This is a genomic window from Candidatus Delongbacteria bacterium (assembly GCA_020634015.1).
GTDB lineage: Bacteria > CAIWAD01 > CAIWAD01 > CAIWAD01 > CAIWAD01 > JACKCN01.
This window is the reverse complement of the sequence record JACKCN010000003.1, coordinates 284,018-303,669: the sequence shown is the minus strand read 5'-3', so window position 1 is coordinate 303,669 and position 19,652 is coordinate 284,018. Positions and strand designations below refer to the sequence as shown.

Sequence of the window (19,652 nt, the reverse complement as noted above, 5' to 3'; positions counted from 1 at the left end):
CAATTGCCGGAGCCGCGGATCACATGTAGGGCATCACGGGTGTCTTGCCCGCACAACGGGCGTATACGGCCAGCGAGCCACGATGGTGGGCCGCATGGTCCAGGATCGCTTCGAAGATGGATGCACGCGGAGCGCCACCCATGATCGACTTTTCGGCGATGGGGGCCATCCAGTCGGCCTCGCTGGTATTGGACAACTTCTCCTGCACGCGCTGGATGGCCTCGTCGTGCCAGGCTTTCGCCTTGGCCAGACTGGTCACGGCACGCACTTTCAGTTCCTGGTCTTCCCAGTCTTCCTTCATGCCCTTGGGATCAAACGCGCCCACCAGGAACCAGTCGATGGTCTGGGCGCTGTGCGCCACCTGCTGGGCCACGCTGAACATGCCCGGAAAGGGAGCGAAGCCCGAATCGCTTTCGTCGAAGGCTTCCAGAGACCGGTTGAAGAACTTGCCCAGGGTATCCAGGGTGTTGCGACAGCTTGCGATGCTCATGCGTGACTCCAGACTTGGTTGGTTGGATGGCGTCGTCGTACGGAGGCGAAGGTAGGAGGGGGCTGGGACAGTCAAAAGGAAAGCGAAGGGGGCGGGCCTTTTCCTTGCGTTTCCAGCGCGAGACCTGCAGCTTTGACGGGTTCGGAATTCCACGCCCGCACACAGGTTTCGGCCCTCACGACGCAGCAGCAGGAGACCCACATGCAGAAGTCCGCGAGCCATGGCGATTGTGTCAACACTCCGTTGCCCGGTGGGCCCGGGATCCATGTGCCCGACCTGGCCAGCTACCGGGAACTGTATCGCCATTCGGTGGACGACCCCACGGCGTTCTGGGCGGAACAGGCTCTTTCCCTGAGCTGGTTCAGTCGTTGGCACGGGGTGCTGAATGCGGACTTCACGCGCGGCGAGGTGGCCTGGTTCACCGAAGGACGGCTGAACGTGGCGCACAACTGCATCGATCGCCACCTGCCGGAACGGGCAGCCCAGACCGCGATCATCTGGGAAGCCGACGAGCCCGGCGAAGCCCGCCATATCACCTATGCCGAACTGCAGCAGGAAGTCTGCCGCGCCGCCAATGCGCTCAAGGCCGCCGGAGTCCGCCGCGGGGACCGCGTCATCATCTACCTGCCCATGGTGCCCGAGCTGGCCTATTCCATGCTGGCCTGTGCGCGCATTGGCGCCATTCATTCCATCGTGTTCGCCGGCTTCTCGGCCGACAGCCTGCACGACCGGGTGGTGGACTGCCAGCCCACCGTGCTGATCACGGCCGACGAAGGCCTGCGTGGCGGCAAGACCATTGAACTGAAGAAAATCGCCGACCGCGCTCTGGAAGGGCTGTCGATCGTCAGGACCGTGCTGGTCGTGCAACGCACGGGCGCCCCCGTGCACATGGAAGAAGAACGGGATGTCTGGTATCACGACGCCGTCTCGCGCGAGCGTTCCTACTGCTCGTGCGAGTGGATGGACAGCGAGGACCCGCTCTTCATCCTCTACACTTCGGGTTCCACGGGCAAGCCCAAGGGTGTGCTGCATACCCAGGCGGGCTACCTGCTGCAGGCCAGTCTGACCCATCGCCTGGTCTTCGACTACCGTCCGGGCGAGGTCTACTGCTGTGCCGCCGACATCGGCTGGATCACGGGCCACAGCTACATCATCTATGGTCCGCTGGCCAACGGCGCCACCACCGTGATGTTCGAGTCCACGCCGCTCTATCCCACCCCGGAACGCTACTGGCAGATGGTGGAAACACACAGGATCAACAGCTTCTACACGGCCCCCACGGCCATCCGGGCCCTGGCCCGCGAAGGAAACGAGCATGTCACCCGGCACGACCGCAGCAGCCTGCGCGTGCTGGGCACGGTGGGCGAGCCGATCAATCCCGAAGCCTGGCGCTGGTATCACGACGTGGTGGGCGAAGGTCGCTGCCCCATCGTGGACACATGGTGGCAGACCGAGACCGGCGGCATGATGATCACTCCTCTGCCCGGCACCACGACCATGAAGCCCGGCTGTGCCACCCTGCCTTTCTTTGGAGTCCAGCCCGTGCTGGTGAACGACCGCAACGAGATTCTGGATGGCAATGACATCAGCGGCTATCTGTGCATCAACCACCCCTGGCCGGGCATGGCACGCACCATCTGGGGCGACCACCAGCGCTTTCGCACCACCTACTTCAGCCAGTATCCCGGCCGCTATTTCACGGGTGACGGCTGCCGCCGCGACGAGGATGGCTACTACTGGATCACCGGCCGCGTGGATGACGTGATCAATGTGGCCGGTCACCGCCTGGGCACGGCGGAAATCGAGAGCGCGCTGGTGGCCAGCCCACTGGTCTCCGAGGCGGCCGTGATCGGCGTGCCTCACGAGATCAAGGGCACGGCGATCTTCGCCTTCGTGATTCTCAGCCGCGAGGCGGAAGACATCGAACGCCACGAGCTGGTGGGCGCGCTCAAGTACCAGGTGCGCGAGGAAATCAGCGCGATCGCCCAGCCCGATGTGGTGCTGCCCGTACCCGGGCTTCCCAAGACCCGTTCAGGCAAGATCATGCGCCGCATTCTGCGCAAGATCGCCGAGGGCGAGTACGAGGAACTGGGCAACGTGAGCACCCTGGCCGATCCGGCCATCGTGGACGCCCTGATCGCCGCCCACAAGGGACTCAAGAACTACTGATCGGGCCGGCGGACGTGGACGTGCCCGTCCGCTTCCGCCAGGTATGGCCCGGGGTCAGGATCGGCCGACCTGCACGCAGCAGCCTGGTGCAATGGGTGGCGCACGATTTCCGACGTCCAGCTGAAACGGTCGCCCGCGAACTTGCCGGCCTCCCGCGAGGCGCTCACTGCCCGGGAGAGGCGATGACTCCCGCCAAGCTCCAGACGGCGCTCCGCACCGGAAACGGCGTCAGACAGTGCCCAGGACAAGAACACCGGCAGCCCCGCGGCGGGGGTTGGTGCGTGAAACGCTTCTGGGACTCGGGGTGGCCGATCTCAGAGACAGCAGGATTTCTCGATGCGTGAGCTGTCGGGCAGTCTGTACTCCCGATGGAGATCGGCCGCCAGACAGGAGTGCGTCGGCAGGATCGCCAGCACGTGTCCGGGCCGCAAATCTTTCAGGAAGGATGCGGGGGCGCTGAGCATTCCGTGCTCCTGGGAAATGCGCGTCACACAGGTATCCGCCATGCGCTCGCCCAGCCCCCGGGCCGTCAATGCCACCACCTGGCCGAAACAGTCGCGTGGCTCGTCCCTCTGACCGGTTGCATCGGTTTCTGCAATCCGGATCGCTTCACGGCTCAGATGCACAGCGCCTCCGTGCAGAACCGCCTGCCCCAGGTCGGGGCGCACGTTCAACACGGGACAGAGTACCGCAAGCGCCAGCCCTTCTTCGCCGCAGGCCCCAATCTGAAGCTGCATCAAATCGTGAAAGACGAAGTTGCCCGGACGCAGTTCGTCATACACCTCAAGGCCGCTGGCCAGTTGGCAACAGGGCGTGTCACCGAATGACAGCGCAACGGGCCCGATTCCGGCCGCCTCCAATGCCGCTCGGCAGTTCAGCATGCGCTCGCCCACCCTGCTGGCCACGGCCTGAACCTGGACGGGTCCGCGTGCGGCATAACTGTCGCCCGCATGGGTCAGCAGACCCTTGAACCGGCAAGCGGGCATACGCCGCAGCTCCCGGACCAGCGCCACCAGTTCCTCAGGTTGATTCCAGGGAATGCCCGAGCGCCCATGACCCGTATCCACTTCCACCCAGAGCGGAATCCGCGCGCTGGTCGGCAGCCCGTGCAGGTCCTGCAGCACCCCTGGATCGGCCACCAGGGCCGCGATGGAAGCATGCGTGTTCAGTTCGGCAAGGGACGGCAGCCAGGTGGGATTGAGCGGCAGGGCCAGCGTTTGATCGCTCCAGCCGGCCTCCAGGAAGAGCCTGGCCATGTCCAGCGAGGACACCGTGATGCCCTGGACACCCGCTTCGCGGAACCTGGCGGCGAGCGCTGGACTCTGGTGTGTCTTGACGTGCGGTCTCAGCGGACGCTGCCAGCCACGCGACCGGTCGAGCATGTTCTGGATGTTGGCCTGCAGGCGACGCTCGTCCAGCAGCAGGCAGGGCCGCTGAATGCCTTCAAGCCAGAAGGGTGTGGTGGGCGACATGTGTGCCATGGGTACCTCTGGATCCTGGATTCCCGGCAGCGGGATCGGGACTCACCTCCCGCAGATCCGTCCGGATGTCGTCTGGCCGTGCTGCCCCGATGGGTTCGTCCCGTGATACGAACCCAGCCAGTGTGAGGCAGAGCAGCACCAGCAGGGTGTAGGCATTGACCCAGAGGAACAGGCGGCGCACCCGGTTGCGCGGCTGTTCCTTGCCCATGATCAGGGCTCCGGTGAGCAGCAAGCCCAGTGAACCGATGGCCAGCAAGCCTCTCAGCCAGGGTCCCAGCCCGAATCGCGGCGCCATGAAACTGAGGCCCGCAAGCACCAGCAGGAAGACCCAATTGCGGCTCAGACGCCTGAGCTGCAACTGACCCAGATGGCTGGCCAGCGTGCGCAGGCCCGCCCGGTGATACTCCTCGCCGATCAGCAGCAACAGGATCCAGAAGTGGGGAAACTGCCAGATGAAAAGGAATGCCGCCACGAACCAGATCAGCGGATCATCCAGGCGCCCCCCAGCCGCCAACCATCCCACGAAGGGCGGAATGGCCCCGCTGAGACTTCCGGGAAGCACGGCCAGGTGACTGCGGGTCTTGAGCGGTGTATACAGCAGGTTGTAACAGACGAAGGAGGCCAGACCCGCCAATGCCGGCGGCGCCCCCCAGCCCAGAAACAGCAGCAGGGAGCCCAGCACCAGCAGATTCAACCCGATGGCCAGCACGGTGGTGCTGCGGATCCGGCCAGTGGGCAGGGGGCGACTCCTCGTGCGCTCCATCAGAGCATCGGTGTGGCGTTCCTGCCAGTGATTCAGGCTGGCACTTCCGGCCGCCTGCAACCACAGACCAAGAAACACGCCCGGCACCGCCATGGAAAGCTGAGGCTCGGCCAATAAAAAGCCGAAGGCCGCAGTCAGAGCGACTGCGGCCGTCACGCGAATCTTGATCAGCTCGAGCAGAATTCCCGCTTGAGGCTGCAAGGACTACTTCAGGGTCTTGACGTAGGAAATGACCAGATCCAGTTCCTCGGGCGTCATCGGCAGGGGAGCCATCACGGGCTGGAAGTCCTTCTTGATCTCGGCCATGGGCTCGTTGATGGACTTGCGCAGATACGCCTCATCCACGGTCTTGGTGATTTCCTGGCCATTGGCGATCACGGTGGTCTGGCTTCCGAACACGCCCTTCAGCGTGGGACCAAGAGCGGGCGCGCCGTTGATCTCGGTGGTGCCGTCGAGGGTATGGCAGGTCAGGCAAAGCTTTTCGGCCATGACCTTCTGAGCGGCTGCCACATCCACGACCGGAGCGCTTTCTTTGGCCATGGCAGGTGCTTCGGTGGTCGTGGTGGTCGCTGCGGGCTTGTCACCTCCACCGCAGGAAACCAGACCAAAGCCGCACACGGCGCCAAGCACGAGCATGTTCAGTTTCATTGTTACTGTCCTTCCACTTCGGCGGCTTCTTCAACCGCCAATGAGTCCGCAGCCACCGCATCCATTGCGGTGCTGTCCATCGGGGCCGCCACCTCTTCAACCACGGGTTCGGCCGTCATCTGCACGTCTTCCGTGGTTTCTGCCGGCTTGTTGCTTCCGCCACAGGCGGTGAAAATGGCAAGCATGGCAGCACTGAGAACAACCCATTTCTGAATCTTCACTTCAGCTCCTTGATGGTCTCGATCAGGACATCCAATTCCTCATCGGACACAAGCCCAGTCTGCGAGGGCATCTGGTTCGAGTAGCCTTTGACGATATCGGCAGCCGGATCGAACACGGATTTCCGGATGTAAGCCTCATCGACTGTCAATTGTCGTTCGGCCCCATCCGTCAAAACCGTTTCCAACTTACCAAATAATCCTTTGAAAGAAGGACCCACCAACGGAGTACCGTCCAGGGAGTGACAGGCCACGCAGCCCTTGGCCGCCAGAAGCTCGCTGCCCGAGAGGGTCTTGTCCTTGGTATTCAGCCACTCGGTGAACGCGGCATCCTCGACCACCGAGACCGAAGACAGCATGTAGGAGTGGTCGTTCCCGCAATACTCGGCGCAGAAGAGGGTGTATTCGCCAAGCTGTTCGGCCTGGAACCAGGTCCAGTTGTTCTTGCCCGGCACGGCATCCTTCTTGATGCGGAAAGCCGGCACATAGAAACTGTGGATCACGTCCCGGGATTCCAGTTCCACCACGACCGCGCGGTCGAGGGGGACCACCATTCGATCGGCTTTCTTGCCGTTCTCGTACTCGAAGACCCAGCGCCATTTGAGCCCGGTCGCCTTCACCACCATCGCATCATCGGGTCGGGTGGTCATGAGATCAAAACCGCCGAAGGCGATGTAGAACATGTACATCGCAAGAATGGTGGGAAGGACCGTCCAGAGCACTTCCAGCTTCACGCTCCCGTGAATGTGCGTCGGTTTCGGATTGCGCTTCTTGCTGAAGCGGATGACGCACCAGACCATGAAGGCCGTGATTCCCAGCATGATGATGATGGAGGCCCACAGAATGAAGGCCATGGGTCCATCGACACCTGCGGCAAATGAAGAAACACCTGAAAACATGTGCATCACCCTATCTGAAAAGGAGGTCGCCGAAAAGACCGGCCAACAGGATCACCAACAGCAGGAAAGCACAGGCCACCATGATGCGCAGACCGCGGCTTTCCCATTTGAGGTGCATGAACCAGTACATCACCAGGAAGGCCTTGACTGGAGTCACGATGCCCGCGATGGTGATACCCACCGTACCGGGAAACAACAGTGATCCGGCCACGGTGATCGTGGTCAGCGCGAGCAGGGCGATCCAGACCAGCACGAAAGTCGAATAGGGTGCCGGCTCATGGTGTTCGTGTGAGGTGTCGTGTGACATGAATCCTCCTAGTTCGTGAGGTAGAACAGGGGCAGCAGGAAGATCCAGATCAGGTCCACCAGGTGCCAGTAGAGGCCGACATTCTCAAGCTTGACGTAATCCGTGGGTGTGATCCATCCCTTGCGGATGTGCCAGTAGATGAAGCCCATGCAGATCATGCCCACGATCACGTGAAATGAGTGCAGGCCCGTCATCATGTAGTACAGGCCATAGAAGATCACCTCGCCCTTGTCGTGGTGCTCGATCATGGTGCTCGAGCCGGGATAGACCCCGTGATGGACCTTGGCCGACCACTCGAAGTACTTGTTCACCAGAAAGCCAATCGCCAGCAGGAAGGTCCAGCCCAGGGCGTTGACACTGGAGCGGATGTCGCCCTTCTGCATCGCGGACACGGACAGGACCATCGTCAGGCTGCTGGTCAACAGGATCACGGTATTGAACACACCCAGAAAGGTGTTCAGCTCGGTGGCCGCGTAGGCGAACTGGTCTTCGTAGAAGCTGCGGTACGCGCCGTAGAGGATGAACAGTCCACCGAAGAGCAGCAGTTCCGTGAACAGGAACAACCACATGCCGATCTTGGCGCCCTCGTAGTCCTTGTGCTCGGCGTGAACAGGGGCTTCGGTTGCCGCTGTGTCGTGAGTGCTCATCAGTGAGTGCTCTCCTCATAGTCGTATGGACCGCGGGTGACGATGACCTCGTGGTTGAAATTCAAGAGAGGCGGCGGCGAGGTGGTGTCCCATTCCAGGGTCGTGCCCTGCCAGGGATTGTTGCCGGCGACCGGTCCACGGAACGAGCTGCGGATCAGGTTCCAGGCCATCAGAATCAGCCCCAGGGCAAGAATCCAGGACCCCACGGTGGACACCTGATGCAGGAACTGGTACTCGGGCAGATAGTCGTAGTACCGGCGTGGCATGCCCTTCAGTCCAAGCAGGAACATCGGGAAGTACAGAGTATTGAAGCCGATGAACTGCAGGATGAATCCGATCACGCCCTGTGTCTCGTCGTACATCCGGCCGAACATCTTGGGCAGCCAGTAGTACATGGCCCCGAAGAAGGCGAAGACGATGCCGCCGAAGGCCACATAGTGGAAGTGCCCCAGCACGAAATAGGTGTCGTGCAGGGTGATGTCCGTGGACAGGGCGGCCAGCGGCAGGCCCGTGAGACCGCCGATGCTGAACTGGAAGATGAACGCCAGCGTGTAGAGCATGGGGGTCTTGAGCTCGATCGAGGCCTTGTACATCGTCGCGATCCAGTTGAAGATCTTCATGCCCGTGGGCACGGCCACGAAGAAGGTCAACAAGGAAAAGATCTTGGCCGAGGTCGGGCTGATGCCCGTGGTGAACATGTGATGTCCCCAGACCAGATAGCCCACCGCCGCGATGGACATGCTGGACAACGCGATGGCCTTGTAACCGAAGATCGTGCGATGGCAGAAGGTCGCCAGCATGTCCGACACGACACCCATGGCGGGCAGCACCATCACGTACACGGCCGGGTGGCTGTACATCCAGAAGAGGTGCTGGTACAGGACCGGGTCGCCGCCCAATGCCGGATTGAAGACGCCCACGTGCAGGAATCGCTCGGCCATCACCAGCAGCAGGGTGATGCCCACCACTGGAGTGGCCAGCACCTGAATCCAGGCCGTGGCGTACAGCGACCAGACGAAGAGCGGCATCTTGAAGAAGTCCATGCCCTTGGCCCGCATCCGGTGGATGGTGGTCACGAAGTTCAGACCGGTGAGGATCGAGGAAAATCCCAGCACGAAGGCGGCAAGCCCGGCCATCACGGCCGCGAATCCGGTTTCATAGCTGTAGGGCACATAGAAGGTCCAGCCCGTGTCGGGGGCTCCGCCCGGTGTGAAGATCGAGGCCAGCGCCAGGGTCGCTCCGGTCATGTAAAGCCAGAAGGACAGCAGGTTCAGGCGCGGAAAGCTCACGTCCGGAGCACCGATCATCAACGGCAGGAAGAAGTTTCCGAATACCGAGGGCAATCCGGGTACCACGAAGAGGAACACCATGATCACCCCGTGCAGGGTGAAGAAGGAGTTGTAGACCCGCGGAGTCACGAAGGGCAGGGTCTGGCCCGCCGTGAACAACTCCAGGCGGATCAGCAATCCCAGGGTGACCGCCACCGCGAAGAAGCACATCATGGCGATCAGGTACATGATGCCGATGCGCTTGTGGTCGGTGGAGAACAGCCAGGAGTGCAGACCGGTCGCCTTGCCGGTCGTGCCCTCTTCGTAGAATGTCGGTGTCTGGTCTGGCGCAATGCCTGCGTAGGCCATGGCTCTGTCCTTTGCTTGGTCCCGACCGGTGCAGCCCGGACGTGCGCCAGGTCTTCACCTTGAAGACTGCTGGTGCGATGCGGGCTCTGCTGGAGTGAACGACGTGTGTTTCAACAGCCGACTGATCGTGTATCAGTCCCGCTGTGCTTTTCGAGTGCGATTTCTGCCGGCGTAGACCAGGAAGATGGCCAGTCCGGCAATGAAGAACAGCATCACGATTCCAAAAACCTTGAACAGCGCGAACACGTAGGTCCGGCTTTCGGGATCGTAGCTGAAGCAGTAGGCCAGAACCCGGGAGATCGAGGGCATGATCTTGCCGCTGCGAGCCTCCACGAGGGCCATTCTGAAATCGAAGGGCAGGAAATCCGTGCCGTACAGGTATCGGACAATCTTGCCATCGGGGGCCAGAACGATCAGGCCTCCCGCATGAATGAACTCACCACCCGTTTCCTTGTAGCGAAAGCCCACGCTGTCGCTCAGGGCGGTGATCGCTTCCTGGCTGCCGGTCAGGAAGCGCCAGTGTTCGGGCCGGAAATTCTGCCGATCGACACTGCTGATGTAGTTGGCCTGTTTCTGCCTGGCCAGCTCGGGAGTATCCGTCGGATCAAAACTGACGGCCAGCAGCATGTAGTCATCGCCCGGAATCAGAGAGGTTCGCCCGATGACCGCCGCCACCTCGTTGAGCAAGGGTGTGCAGATTCCCGGGCAGGTGTAGTACACCATCATCAGGATGGTGGGCTTGTGAATCAGGCTGTCCAGTCGGACCGGCTGACCATTCTCATCAATGAACTCGACACTCCCGGGGACATGGCCACCGAGGTGCTCGACGAAGGCGATCTCATCAGCAGGATCACCGATGGAATTCTGTGACCAGGCCATCAGCGGCAGACACAGCAGGAGCCACAGCCGGGTCCAGGTCAGTGCCTGACGGATCGTCCGGAAACAAGTCAACGGGATGTCTCGCTCAACGTTTTCTGCAACACGGCCCACTCGTCACCCGTGAGGGACAGCAGGGTGGGATTGAAGCCGTTGCCGGGCACTCCCGCACTCAGGACCTGGACCAGCAGCTTGCGGTCGTTCTGCCAACCCGTGAATCCGCGCATGGTCTCCCCCGCGCGATCCATGCTGTTGACCACGCGTGCGACAAGCTTCATGCCATCCGTGGAGGTGATGCGATTGGTCGCCAGGGGTGGCAGATCACGGTTGTCGCGATCGATCTGCTGCATGGCCACGCTGACCGGCACAAGATTGGGCTCGATCTGGTCCTTGCTGAAGCCGAAACGCTCGTCGAGCGCCGAAATCTGGGCGGCCGTGGGGCGTGCGTGGGTGAAACCGGAGAGTTTGATCACCCAGTGCGCCAGCGCGAAACGGTCGGCCGCGGGAAGATGCTCGAAGGTGGGCATCTTGGGCGGCAGACCGGCAGACAGAGTGCCCACGATGTCGGTGAGCGTGTTGCCGTTCTTCCAGCCATCGCTGTGGGTGAAATTCCTTGCACCCAGGGCAATGCCGGCGGGCGCGTCGCCCTTGCCTTCGGCACCGTGGCAGGCCACACACTGGGCATTGAAGACTTCCTGCCCCCGGGCCAGCATCTCGGCGCTTCCCGCCACGGCGGCAGCCAGATCCAGACCCGGCTTCTTCACACCCTGCACGGGTTCGATCTCGGCCAGATCGGGCTTGTGATACTTGCCCATCTTCTCGGCGTGATGATCGGGGCCGACAACCAGTCCGAAGTCCTCGCTGGTCTTGCCCTGTTTGTGGGACATCACCCCGGGAAGCACCACGAAGGTGAAAATGGCTCCGCAGATGGAGATGAAAACCACCCCCCAGAACAGTCCGCTGAGCACCGAGCCTTTGTCTGACGCAAAACGCTTCATCCTGTGATCCCCGATTGCAGCGGTTTCTAGAGGTGGAATTCCAGCCCGGCCTTGAGGTTGGCATCACCAACCGGCATGTCCGCACCCCGTTCCATGCTGCGACGCAGCAGTACGGTCCCCAGACTGAGGAAGAACAGGGCGAAACTGATTTCCTGCCAGCCGAACACCATGTGAGACGTGCCGGACATCCTGCCCAGACTGGGGAAGATGACCCAGTAGATGTCGATCATGGTCGTTCCGATGATCCACTTGGACACCCAGGCAAGACGCTTCACGTCCGTCTTGGCCGCGCGGGACAGCAGGGCCACGAAAGGCACCACGAAGCGCGCCACGGACAGACCCAGAGTCAGCCAGTACCATCCGCCCGACAGGCGATCGAGATACCAGAAGATCTCGAAGGGCAGATTGCCGTACCAGTACAGCATGAACTGGCTGAAGGAGATGTAGGTCCAGAACACGGTGAAGGCGAACATCAGTCCACCCAGACTGTAGAGGTGATCCGGGCGCACCTGGGGCAGACGCCCCAGCTTCAGTTGACGCAGCACCAGCAGGGTGATGGTGGCGATGCCGGTCAGCACGCAGACCGAGAAGAAGTAGACGCCGAAAATCGTGCTGTACCAGCGCGGCTCCACGCTCATCAGGAAATCGAAGGCCGAGAGCGACAGCGTGATGGCGAAGAGGAACATGAAGGGCGGCGCGAACTTGCGCGCCCCCAGATTCTGGCGCGGATCACGGCTGCTGTCCTGGGCGAAACTGCCCAGCACGAAGACCTTGTAGGCGATGGCCCAGACCAGGAACGAGAACAGCAGCCGCCCGAAGAAGAAGGGCTTGCTGAACCAGAGGTGCTTGGCATGCAGGTGGTGGTCGGCGGCGGCCATTTCCATGAACGCGGGCGTGCCCCATTCATAGAAGTGATACGCCCCCAGCACCGAGGCCACCAGACCGATCAGGAACAGAGGGCCGATGAGCGTGGTGATGCGCTCGGGCACACGGCGCATGGGAATGCTCCAGCGCGCACCCACCAGATGTTCCAGCGCGATGATGAAGATGCTTCCGAGGAAGATCGACAGACCGATCACGTACCAGGAGATCCAATTCGCCGCGAAGCGCATGGCCCCCCCGCTGAACCAGGTCGCGATCACCCCCAGCAAGCCAATGCCCAGCAGGGCCAGGGGAAGCATCGAGGTGTTGCGTGCACGATCGCTCATGGGTGGGTCTCCTGGGCCGGCGTGGTCTCGGTCTCAGCCGGTTGATTGGTCCGCAGCTCGAGTTTCATGGGAACGACGGGCGCTGGCGGATACTTGGCCAGAATCAGGTCCTCGTCCGGGGCGTCCTGGGCACGCTGGAGGGCGCGCACGTAGTTCACGATGTGCCAGCGATCGGTGTCCGCAATGTCCTTGCCGTAGGCACCCATGGTGTTGCGACCGTGGGTGATCACGGACCAGATGTAGCCATCACCGATCTCGCGCACACGCTGGGAGTGCAGGTTGGCCGGCAGTCCACCGTAGTTCGGCCCGATCAGGCCCTTGCCATCGGCCACTGGACCGTGGCACACCAGGCAGTAATTCTCGTAGAGCGCCTTGCCGCGGGTCATGGATTCCATGGTGGAGCGCACGGGATTCACCTTGTAGAGCCCGGCGGTTTCGTTGTCGGTGATCAGGTCCGGCAGGAATCCGCGAGCCACGGTGCCAACCACGGGCGTCCGCATGCCGAAGCCATCCTTGAACACGGCGTTCTGGCCTTGCGCATTCTGGCGGAAGGTGTTGTCCAGATTCACCATCGGAGGCAGCACCGGGAACCAGCGAATCACTTCACGCATGCCGAAGCCGGCTCCCACGCAGATCAGCAGGACCAGCAGCACTCCCTTGATGGGCAGCAGTTCTCCGGAACCGATTTCGTCGGTTTCATAGACCACTTCCAGATCCTGCCCACCGGCCGCTTCCAGCACGGCACGTGCTTCGGCTTCATCCACACTGCCGCCGCGCGGGGCTTCGCAGACCAGGGCGAAACGGTCACGCGTGATGCCCTTCATCGCCTCGGTCTTGAGGAAGGGATGCGAGAGATGCGGGAAGCGGTTGGCCACCAGCAACATGCCGAAGACCGCACCGAATGCGGAAAAGAGCACGGTGGTTTCAAAGGTCACCGGAATGAAGGCCGGCCAGCCGAAATGCGGCTTGCCACCGAACTCCAGCGGATAGGCAAAGTTGAAGATCCAGGTCTGCAGGCCGAATCCGAAACACAGGCCGGTCAGACCCATGCCCAGCACGATCCAGCCCACCCACGAGGTCTTGATGCCCAGCAGCTTCTCGATGCCGTGCACAGGATAGGGCGTGTAGGCTTCCAGCTTGCCGTGCCAGGTGGCCCGCACCTTGGGAATCGCGTCCACCAGTTCCTGGGCACTGTTGAAGAGGGCGATCACCGCCTGGGCGCCCTGCGTCTTAGACATGGTGGTCTCCTCCGTGTCCGTGGTGAGGCTGGGTACCGGGCAGCACCGCTTTCACTTCGGCCGTGGCGATTACCGGCAGGCCACGAGTGAAGAGCAGCACCATGGTGAAGAACAGTCCGAAACTGCCCACGAAGATGCCGACGTCAATGATGGTGGGACGGAAATAGTCCCAGGCGCTGGGCATGAAGTCGTGATGCAGCGACGTGGCCACGATCACGAAACGCTCGAACCACATGCCGATGTTGACGAAGATCGAGATCACCAGCATGAAGGGCACACTGCGACGCAGGGCCTTGAACCAGAAGAACTGGGGCGCGATCACATTGCACGAGACCATGATCCAGTAGGCCCAGGCGTAGGGTCCGGTGGCGCGGTTGAGGAACACGAAGAATTCGTAGGGATGCCCCGCATACCAGGCCATGAAGAACTCGGTGGCGTAGGCATAACCGACCATCGAGCCCGTGGCCAGAATCACCTTGTTCATGGTCTCCAGGTGGTTGACCGTGATCAGGTGTTCCAGGTTCATGATGTTGCGCACGAACACCAGCACCGTGACCACCATCGCGAACCCGCTGAAGATGGCGCCCGCCACGAAGTAGGGCGGAAAGATCGTGGTGTGCCAGCCGGGCAGCAGCGACACGGCGAAGTCAAAGGACACGATCGAGTGCACCGACAGCACCAGCGGCGTGGCCAGACCGGCCAGGATCATGTAGGCCTTTTCGTAGTGATTCCAGTGAGTGGCACTGCCGCGCCATCCCAGAGACAGCACACCGTAGATCATCCGGCGAATGGTGCCCTTGGCACGATCACGCACACTGGCGAAGTCGGGAATCAGGCCCACGTACCAGAACAGCAGCGACACGGTGAAGTAGGTCGACACCGCGAACACGTCCCAGATCAGCGGGCTGTTGAAGTTGACCCACATGCCACGCGTGTTGGGATAGGGGAACAGCCAGAAAGCCGCCAGCCAGGGACGACCAGTATGGATCACCGGGAAGATGGCGGCGCACATCACCGCGAAGATCGTCATCGCCTCGGCGAAACGGGCGATGGCGTTGCGCCACTTCTGCCTGAACAGGAACAGGATGGCCGAGATCAACGTTCCGGCGTGCCCGATGCCCACCCAGAACACGAAGTTGACGATGGGCCAGCCCCAGAACACGGGATCGTTGTTGCCCCAGACACCCGTGCCCTTGTAGATGGACCAGCCGATGCAGGACATGCCCATCATCAGAATGCTGAGGGTGAAGGCGATGGCCACATACCACTTGAACGGCGGCTTGCGCTCGGTCGCGCTGAGCACGCTGTCGTCCACCTGGCCGATGCTGACCTCACCGACCGTGATCGCCGGGGTTTTCAGTGCGTCCAGCAGGCTGGAATCAGTGCTGCTCATGGGCGTCTCCGGATTCGGTGGACAGGGCCGGGTTGCGCACTTCGGCCAGATAGGTCACGGCGGAGCCGACACCCAGTTCCTCCAGCACCTTGTAACCGCGATCGGTCTTCAGGGCGCGGGACAGGCGACTGGAAGGATCCTTCAGGTCGCCGAAGATGATGGCGTCCGTGGGACAGGCGTTCTGGCAGGCGGTGCGGATCTCGCCGTCTCGTACCGGGCGATTCTCCGACTTGGCGATGTTGCGCGCGTTGTTGATGCGCTGAATGCAGAAGGTGCACTTCTCCATGATGCCGCGATCACGCACGGTCACTTCCGGATTGGCCGCCAGATCCAGCGGGCTGCGCTTGTCGGTGTAGGCGAAGAAGTTGAAGCGACGCACCTTGTAAGGGCAGTTGTTTCCGCAGTAGCGGGTGCCCACGCAGCGATTGTAGGTCATGGTGTTCAGACCTTCCTCGCTGTGGGACGTGGCCGCCACCGGGCAGACGTTCTCACAGGGGGCGTTGTCGCAATGCTGGCACATCATCGGCTGATGCAGCACGGTGGGTGCCGCGGGATTGCCTTCGTAGTAGCGGTCGATGCGGATCCAGTGCATCTCGCGGCCCTTGGCCACCCGCTCGGGACCCACCACCGGAATGTTGTTCTCACTCTGGCAGGCCATCACGCAGGCCGTGCAACCGGTGCATGCCGACAGGTCGACCACCATGCCCCACTTGTGGTTGGGGTACTCGCGAATCGGGTAGAAGGTGCGGCCGATGTAAGGGTCTTTGTGGACGTGGGGTTCGCTGTGATTGGCGAACTGCTCCATGGTCCAGTGCCGCACATGATCGCGGCCTTCCAGATTGAAGTGGCGCTGGGTCACCAGCGAGCGCTTCTCGCCATACTGGCCCTTGGACGCTTCGATCTGGGTCACCGTGACCTGCTGGCCGGCGAAGTCGGTGTAGGCGAAGGTGTTCACACCCACACCACTGGCGACACTGCCCGCGCTGCGACCGCCGCCGTGGGTCAGCACGGCCACACCCGGTGTCTGGCCGGGTGTCACGATCAGCGGGAAGTCGTGTTCCACTCCACCGACGCTGACGCGCACCAGGGCACCGGTTTCCATGCCCATGGCTTCCGCATCGGTCCAGGACAGCTGCAGGGAATTGCCCCAGGTTTCCTTGGTGACCGGATCGGGGCATTCCTGAAGCCAGCCGATGTTGGCCGTGCGCCCATCGTAGAGAGTGTGCCCGGGAAGCAGCACCAGCTCGAGGCCTTCCCCGTGTGCAGCCTTGCCTTCTCCGGCAAGCGCGGCCAGTGCCTCGCTCACGGCGGGTGCACGCAGGGCATTGCCCAGATCGGATGCTTCGCTGCGCCTGTGGATGCCGTCGTGCAGCACGGCATTCCAGAAGGCATTGAAATCCACCAGCGTGCCAGCAGGCAGAAACGCCTGGCGCCAGTGATCCATCAGGAAGGCATGGTAGTCGGGAGCCAGCCCCGCCGCCTGAAGAAGATGCTCTTCCCACTGCATGGTGTCCCAAAGGGGCGCGATCACGGGCTGCTGCAGGCAGTAGATGCCCGCACGGCTGCGCCAGTCGCCCCAGCCTTCCAGCCAGTGGGACATGGGCAGTACCAGCTGGCAGGCGGCCGCGCTCTCGTCTTCACGCAGGCCGATGAACACACGGTTCTTGACGGCCTGCAATCCGGCGGCGAAGCCCCAGCTGGCGGGGGTGTCGTACAGGGGATTCACCCCGCAAAGGATCACCGTGTTCCACGAACCGGCGCTCATTTCGGCGATGGTGGCCTTCATGCCCGCGGCATCCATGGGAAGGGCGGGATCCGCGGCCTGCAGCATCCAGGTAGTGCCCCGGTTGTCCAGCATGGCGTTCAGCAGCGCCACGGCCGCGTGACACTCCGCAGACAGCGACTGACCCGCGATCACCAGACTCTTGCGGCCCGCTTCGTTCAGATCGCGCAGCAGTGCGTCCAGCAGCGCGGGATCCAGGTGGTGCGCACTGGCGAACTCTTCAAGGGAATGGCCGCTGAGAGCGGAACCATCGACCCCGGCGGGCAGTGAACGCCCGTGAGACCGCAGACCGGAGACCAGCGCCAGGGCCAGACCACCCATCGCGTTGGCGCGCAGGCCCAGACGATGATCGGCCTTGCTGCCCGTGAGGGTCATTGCGGAATCCACGGCCCAGTGCCGGCTCATGGTGTCGGTACGCTGGTTCACACGTCGATTCAGCGCACGCTGGCGCGACTGGACGGTGGCATTGCCGGCGGTGCCCAGAATGTCCGCATCGAGGGTAAGCAGGGCATCGGCCTTGTCGATCTCGTATACGATTCTGGCAGACTGGCCGTAGAGCTCCATGCTGCCGGGGACATTCGTGCTGTTGTCCAGCGCTTCCCAGGTTCTGTGCTCCAGACCGGGAACCCGCTCAGCCAGCGCCTTGACCAGAGCCTGACGCGTTGGTGAATCACCGGCACCCGTCAGCAGCAGCACCTTCCCGCCCATGGCCGCCTGAAGTGCGGAGGCTGCGGCGGCCGGGTCCACGTCCTTGCCGTCGAGGCGCGGTGTCCGCAGGCGATCGGGATCGTAGAGATTCAGGATTTCGGAAATGGTGCGCAGGGATGTGCGGCCCGCGAAGTCCGGGTGCTCGTCGTTCCCTTCGATATGAATGGGACGACCTTCACGCGTCTTGACCAGCACGCTGTAGACCTGGGAGCCTTCGCCGCAGGCACTGGCGTAATAATTCGCCACGCCGGGCGTGACTTCTTCGGGGCGCTGGGTGTAGGCCACGATCTTGCCGCGGTCGATCTGACGGCTGCAACCGGTGGCAGCAAGCGCCGCGCTGGCGCCCAGCAAGGTCATGAACCGTCGCCGGGAAAGGCCCGCCGGCAGCTGCTCGGCACTCATGGGCTCTTCGGCCGCGGGGCTGAACTCCGGGGTACGGCGACCCGTGCTGGCGGCGTGATACTCTTCGATCGAGAGCCACTGGCCCCGGGAATCGGTGTGCTGTTCAGACATTGCGCTTCACCGCCTTTTCCGCCGGGCGAACCTGAAGGGACAGTTGCGGGCGATCCCCCGTCCCGTTGCCGGAGCCCGTTGTTTCTTGCCCGGCCGAGGAACGCGGAGCACCGCTTCTCAGCAGGCCCAGCGGCCCAAGGGCGAACAGGCCCGCGAGTACGGCTCCCAGCCGTCCCAGCGCCTGCCTACGATCGGTAGCACTCATGGATCGGATTCCTTGCAGGATTAACGGTGACAGGTGCCGCAGCTGACCGGCGCCGTCGGATAGGGCGGTTCCATGGTCGTGTACTCACGTTGCCCGCGATGGCACTCGAGACAGGCGCCCATGCGCATCTTGAGGACCTGGCTGACGGTGTCCATTTCTTCCACGGCCCCGTGGCACTCCTGGCAGGCGATCCCCTTGGCCAGATGCGGGCGATGGTCGAAGAACACATGATCGGGCAGACTGTGAATGCGTTTCCACTCCAGCGGCTTGCCCGAATCGCGGTACTCGGTCAGCTGCTGGATGAAGGGGCTGTCCAGGCGCGTGACGTTGTGGCACTTGAAACAGGCATCCACGGAAGGAATGCCCGCATGGCGCGAAGTCCGGGCGGACGTATGACAATATTCGCAGGGAATATTGTTGGTGCCTGCGTGGATCTTGTGAGAAAAGGGCAGTGGCTGGGTCGGGGCATAGCCCATCACGTAACGGTCGGGTTCCGTCATCCAGCCTACCGTGATGAGAGTCAGAACCACGGCAATCACTGTCAGCGGCAGCCCGACCCGCAGGAGCCGGTCAAGAAACTTCATCCAGGGCCTTCCAGGGAATGAGTGCCGAATCCGGGAGCGCGCGCGACGGATCCTGAGCGATTTTTTGCCGGTTAAAGTTTAAACAACCGGCCAAGTTAGCAAAGGTGTCATCCGATTGTCAATGCGCTTCCCCGGGAAAGCTTGACCGGGATCAAGGATTTCTCCCTTGCAAAAAGCAATGGGCCCGCTGTGCTCGACAGCGGGCCCACAAGCCACAATGACTTGAAAATTCTACTTGACGGAAGCGGTGATCACCTTGGCCTTCTTGGAGGCTTCCTTCTTCACGTCAGCTTTCTGGGCATCCTTCTGGCAGCAGGCACCGGGGGCGGCGGCCTTCTGGGCCTCCATGCTGCAGGAACCCTTGTCGGCGGTCTGCACAACACCATTGGAGCTGCAAGCACCCATCCCAGCGGTCTGCACGACACCCGTGGCGCTGCATGCACCCATGGAGGCCTTCTCAACGCCGGTGGCGCTGCAGGATCCGGAGGCGGTGGTCATGGCATGGGCACTGCAGGCGCCCTGGCCGGAGGCGTTCATGGCGGCCGCAGCGGGGCAGGCGATCGTCTGGCCATCGACCAGGCAGGTGCCATCACTCATCACGGTGCATTCGACGGACTTCCCGTCAACCATGCAGGACTTGGTGCCCACCACCGTGGCGGCGGGAACTGCCTGAGCCGTGGTGACGGCCGCCGCGTTCATGGCAGTCTGGGTTGTCGTGGCGCAGGCCGAAGCCTTCATGTTGGTGTTCTTGGCCTTCGTACCGCAGGTCGTGCCGCAGCCATCTCCGGCAAAGACAGACGTGGTCAGGGCGAGGCCACAGGCCAGCGCGATGGCCATTCCAATACGGAGTGAGTTCTTCATGTCGCGATCCCTCTTTATGACGTGTG

At 62.4% G+C, this 19,652-nt stretch carries 18 protein-coding genes; 1 reads left to right on the top strand and 17 read right to left on the bottom strand.

All coding sequences use genetic code 11. From position 1 onward, the window contains the following. Positions 1 to 19: 19 nt before the first annotated feature. Positions 20 to 490 (bottom strand): DinB family protein, encoded by a 471-nt coding sequence (locus H6678_07970; GenBank protein ID MCB9473732.1) that lies wholly within the window; start codon positions 488 to 490, stop codon positions 20 to 22. A gap of 201 nt (positions 491 to 691) precedes the next feature. Between H6678_07970 and acs the strand changes: the two genes are divergently transcribed. Then, complete coding sequence (gene acs, locus H6678_07965) at positions 692 to 2,659, top strand: acetate--CoA ligase (GenBank protein ID MCB9473731.1); 1,968 nt, start codon at positions 692 to 694, stop codon at positions 2,657 to 2,659. A 314-nt stretch (positions 2,660 to 2,973) separates the two neighbouring features. Here the strand turns inward: acs and H6678_07960 are convergent, their stop codons facing one another. From H6678_07960 to H6678_07885, 16 genes are all read right to left on the bottom strand, one after another. After that, on the bottom strand, positions 2,974 to 4,140 hold the full coding sequence (locus tag H6678_07960; GenBank protein ID MCB9473730.1) for an alanine racemase: 1,167 nt from the start codon (positions 4,138 to 4,140) through the stop codon (positions 2,974 to 2,976). Further along, positions 4,103 to 5,104 carry a protoheme IX farnesyltransferase gene (locus H6678_07955; protein ID MCB9473729.1) on the bottom strand — a complete coding sequence of 334 codons (1,002 nt, stop codon included), beginning with the start codon at positions 5,102 to 5,104 and terminating at the stop codon, positions 4,103 to 4,105. The genes H6678_07960 and H6678_07955 overlap by 38 nt, the downstream gene beginning before the upstream one ends. Positions 5,105 to 5,107: 3 nt before the next feature. Beyond that, positions 5,108 to 5,551, bottom strand: a complete 444-nt coding sequence (locus H6678_07950) for a cytochrome c (GenBank protein MCB9473728.1) — start codon at positions 5,549 to 5,551, stop codon at positions 5,108 to 5,110. A 2-nt stretch (positions 5,552 to 5,553) separates the two neighbouring features. Beyond that, complete coding sequence (locus H6678_07945; GenBank protein ID MCB9473727.1) at positions 5,554 to 5,772, bottom strand: hypothetical protein; 219 nt, start codon at positions 5,770 to 5,772, stop codon at positions 5,554 to 5,556. Further along, a complete protein-coding gene (gene coxB, locus H6678_07940) occupies positions 5,769 to 6,677 on the bottom strand; it encodes a cytochrome c oxidase subunit II (protein ID MCB9473726.1) in 909 nt (302 codons plus the stop codon). The genes H6678_07945 and coxB overlap by 4 nt, the downstream gene beginning before the upstream one ends. A gap of 1 nt (position 6,678) precedes the next feature. Continuing rightward, complete coding sequence (locus H6678_07935) at positions 6,679 to 6,975, bottom strand: cytochrome C oxidase subunit IV family protein (protein MCB9473725.1); 297 nt, start codon at positions 6,973 to 6,975, stop codon at positions 6,679 to 6,681. Between the two features lie 8 nt (positions 6,976 to 6,983). After that, a complete protein-coding gene (locus H6678_07930; GenBank protein MCB9473724.1) occupies positions 6,984 to 7,622 on the bottom strand; it encodes a cytochrome c oxidase subunit 3 in 639 nt (212 codons plus the stop codon). Beyond that, positions 7,622 to 9,259 carry a cbb3-type cytochrome c oxidase subunit I gene (locus H6678_07925; GenBank protein MCB9473723.1) on the bottom strand — a complete coding sequence of 546 codons (1,638 nt, stop codon included), beginning with the start codon at positions 9,257 to 9,259 and terminating at the stop codon, positions 7,622 to 7,624. Before H6678_07925 ends, H6678_07930 begins: the two co-directional genes overlap by 1 nt. Positions 9,260 to 9,391: 132 nt before the next feature. Beyond that, positions 9,392 to 10,210: an SCO family protein gene (locus H6678_07920; GenBank protein MCB9473722.1), complete on the bottom strand. Its 819-nt coding sequence runs from the start codon at positions 10,208 to 10,210 to the stop codon at positions 9,392 to 9,394. After that, the gene (locus tag H6678_07915) at positions 10,207 to 11,133 is read right to left on the bottom strand and encodes a c-type cytochrome (protein MCB9473721.1); all 927 of its coding nucleotides are present in this window, start codon (positions 11,131 to 11,133) and stop codon (positions 10,207 to 10,209) included. Before H6678_07915 ends, H6678_07920 begins: the two co-directional genes overlap by 4 nt. Before the next feature lie 26 nt (positions 11,134 to 11,159). Then, entirely contained in the window at positions 11,160 to 12,341 is a 1,182-nt protein-coding gene (locus tag H6678_07910) for a hypothetical protein (protein ID MCB9473720.1), read from the bottom strand. After that, positions 12,338 to 13,579: a DUF3341 domain-containing protein gene (locus tag H6678_07905; GenBank protein MCB9473719.1), complete on the bottom strand. Its 1,242-nt coding sequence runs from the start codon at positions 13,577 to 13,579 to the stop codon at positions 12,338 to 12,340. Before H6678_07905 ends, H6678_07910 begins: the two co-directional genes overlap by 4 nt. Then, positions 13,572 to 14,972 (bottom strand): polysulfide reductase NrfD, encoded by a 1,401-nt coding sequence (nrfD, locus tag H6678_07900; protein ID MCB9473718.1) that lies wholly within the window; start codon positions 14,970 to 14,972, stop codon positions 13,572 to 13,574. Before nrfD ends, H6678_07905 begins: the two co-directional genes overlap by 8 nt. Beyond that, positions 14,959 to 17,976 (bottom strand): 4Fe-4S dicluster domain-containing protein, encoded by a 3,018-nt coding sequence (locus H6678_07895; protein ID MCB9473717.1) that lies wholly within the window; start codon positions 17,974 to 17,976, stop codon positions 14,959 to 14,961. Before H6678_07895 ends, nrfD begins: the two co-directional genes overlap by 14 nt. A gap of 225 nt (positions 17,977 to 18,201) precedes the next feature. Continuing rightward, a complete protein-coding gene (locus H6678_07890; GenBank protein ID MCB9473716.1) occupies positions 18,202 to 18,765 on the bottom strand; it encodes a cytochrome c3 family protein in 564 nt (187 codons plus the stop codon). A 231-nt stretch (positions 18,766 to 18,996) separates the two neighbouring features. Next, positions 18,997 to 19,626 (bottom strand): hypothetical protein, encoded by a 630-nt coding sequence (locus H6678_07885; GenBank protein MCB9473715.1) that lies wholly within the window; start codon positions 19,624 to 19,626, stop codon positions 18,997 to 18,999. Positions 19,627 to 19,652 lie beyond the last annotated feature (26 nt).

What these genes read in the sequence shown, in the direction of transcription:
- H6678_07915 (MCB9473721.1), bottom strand. Translation starts at nt 11,133, where the DNA reads ATGAAGCGTTTTGCGTCAGACAAAGGCTCGGTGCTCAGCGGACTGTTC.
- H6678_07905 (MCB9473719.1), bottom strand. Translation starts at nt 13,579, where the DNA reads ATGTCTAAGACGCAGGGCGCCCAGGCGGTGATCGCCCTCTTCAACAGT.
- H6678_07970 (MCB9473732.1), bottom strand. Translation starts at nt 490, where the DNA reads ATGAGCATCGCAAGCTGTCGCAACACCCTGGATACCCTGGGCAAGTTC.
- H6678_07895 (MCB9473717.1), bottom strand. Translation starts at nt 17,976, where the DNA reads ATGTCTGAACAGCACACCGATTCCCGGGGCCAGTGGCTCTCGATCGAA.
- H6678_07960 (MCB9473730.1), bottom strand. Translation starts at nt 4,140, where the DNA reads ATGGCACACATGTCGCCCACCACACCCTTCTGGCTTGAAGGCATTCAG.
- H6678_07930 (MCB9473724.1), bottom strand. Translation starts at nt 7,622, where the DNA reads ATGAGCACTCACGACACAGCGGCAACCGAAGCCCCTGTTCACGCCGAG.
- H6678_07950 (MCB9473728.1), bottom strand. Translation starts at nt 5,551, where the DNA reads ATGAAACTGAACATGCTCGTGCTTGGCGCCGTGTGCGGCTTTGGTCTG.
- H6678_07910 (MCB9473720.1), bottom strand. Translation starts at nt 12,341, where the DNA reads ATGAGCGATCGTGCACGCAACACCTCGATGCTTCCCCTGGCCCTGCTG.
- H6678_07935 (MCB9473725.1), bottom strand. Translation starts at nt 6,975, where the DNA reads ATGTCACACGACACCTCACACGAACACCATGAGCCGGCACCCTATTCG.
- H6678_07885 (MCB9473715.1), bottom strand. Translation starts at nt 19,626, where the DNA reads ATGAAGAACTCACTCCGTATTGGAATGGCCATCGCGCTGGCCTGTGGC.
- nrfD (MCB9473718.1), bottom strand. Translation starts at nt 14,972, where the DNA reads ATGAGCAGCACTGATTCCAGCCTGCTGGACGCACTGAAAACCCCGGCG.
- acs (MCB9473731.1), top strand. Translation starts at nt 692, where the DNA reads ATGCAGAAGTCCGCGAGCCATGGCGATTGTGTCAACACTCCGTTGCCC.
- H6678_07890 (MCB9473716.1), bottom strand. Translation starts at nt 18,765, where the DNA reads ATGAAGTTTCTTGACCGGCTCCTGCGGGTCGGGCTGCCGCTGACAGTG.
- H6678_07925 (MCB9473723.1), bottom strand. Translation starts at nt 9,259, where the DNA reads ATGGCCTACGCAGGCATTGCGCCAGACCAGACACCGACATTCTACGAA.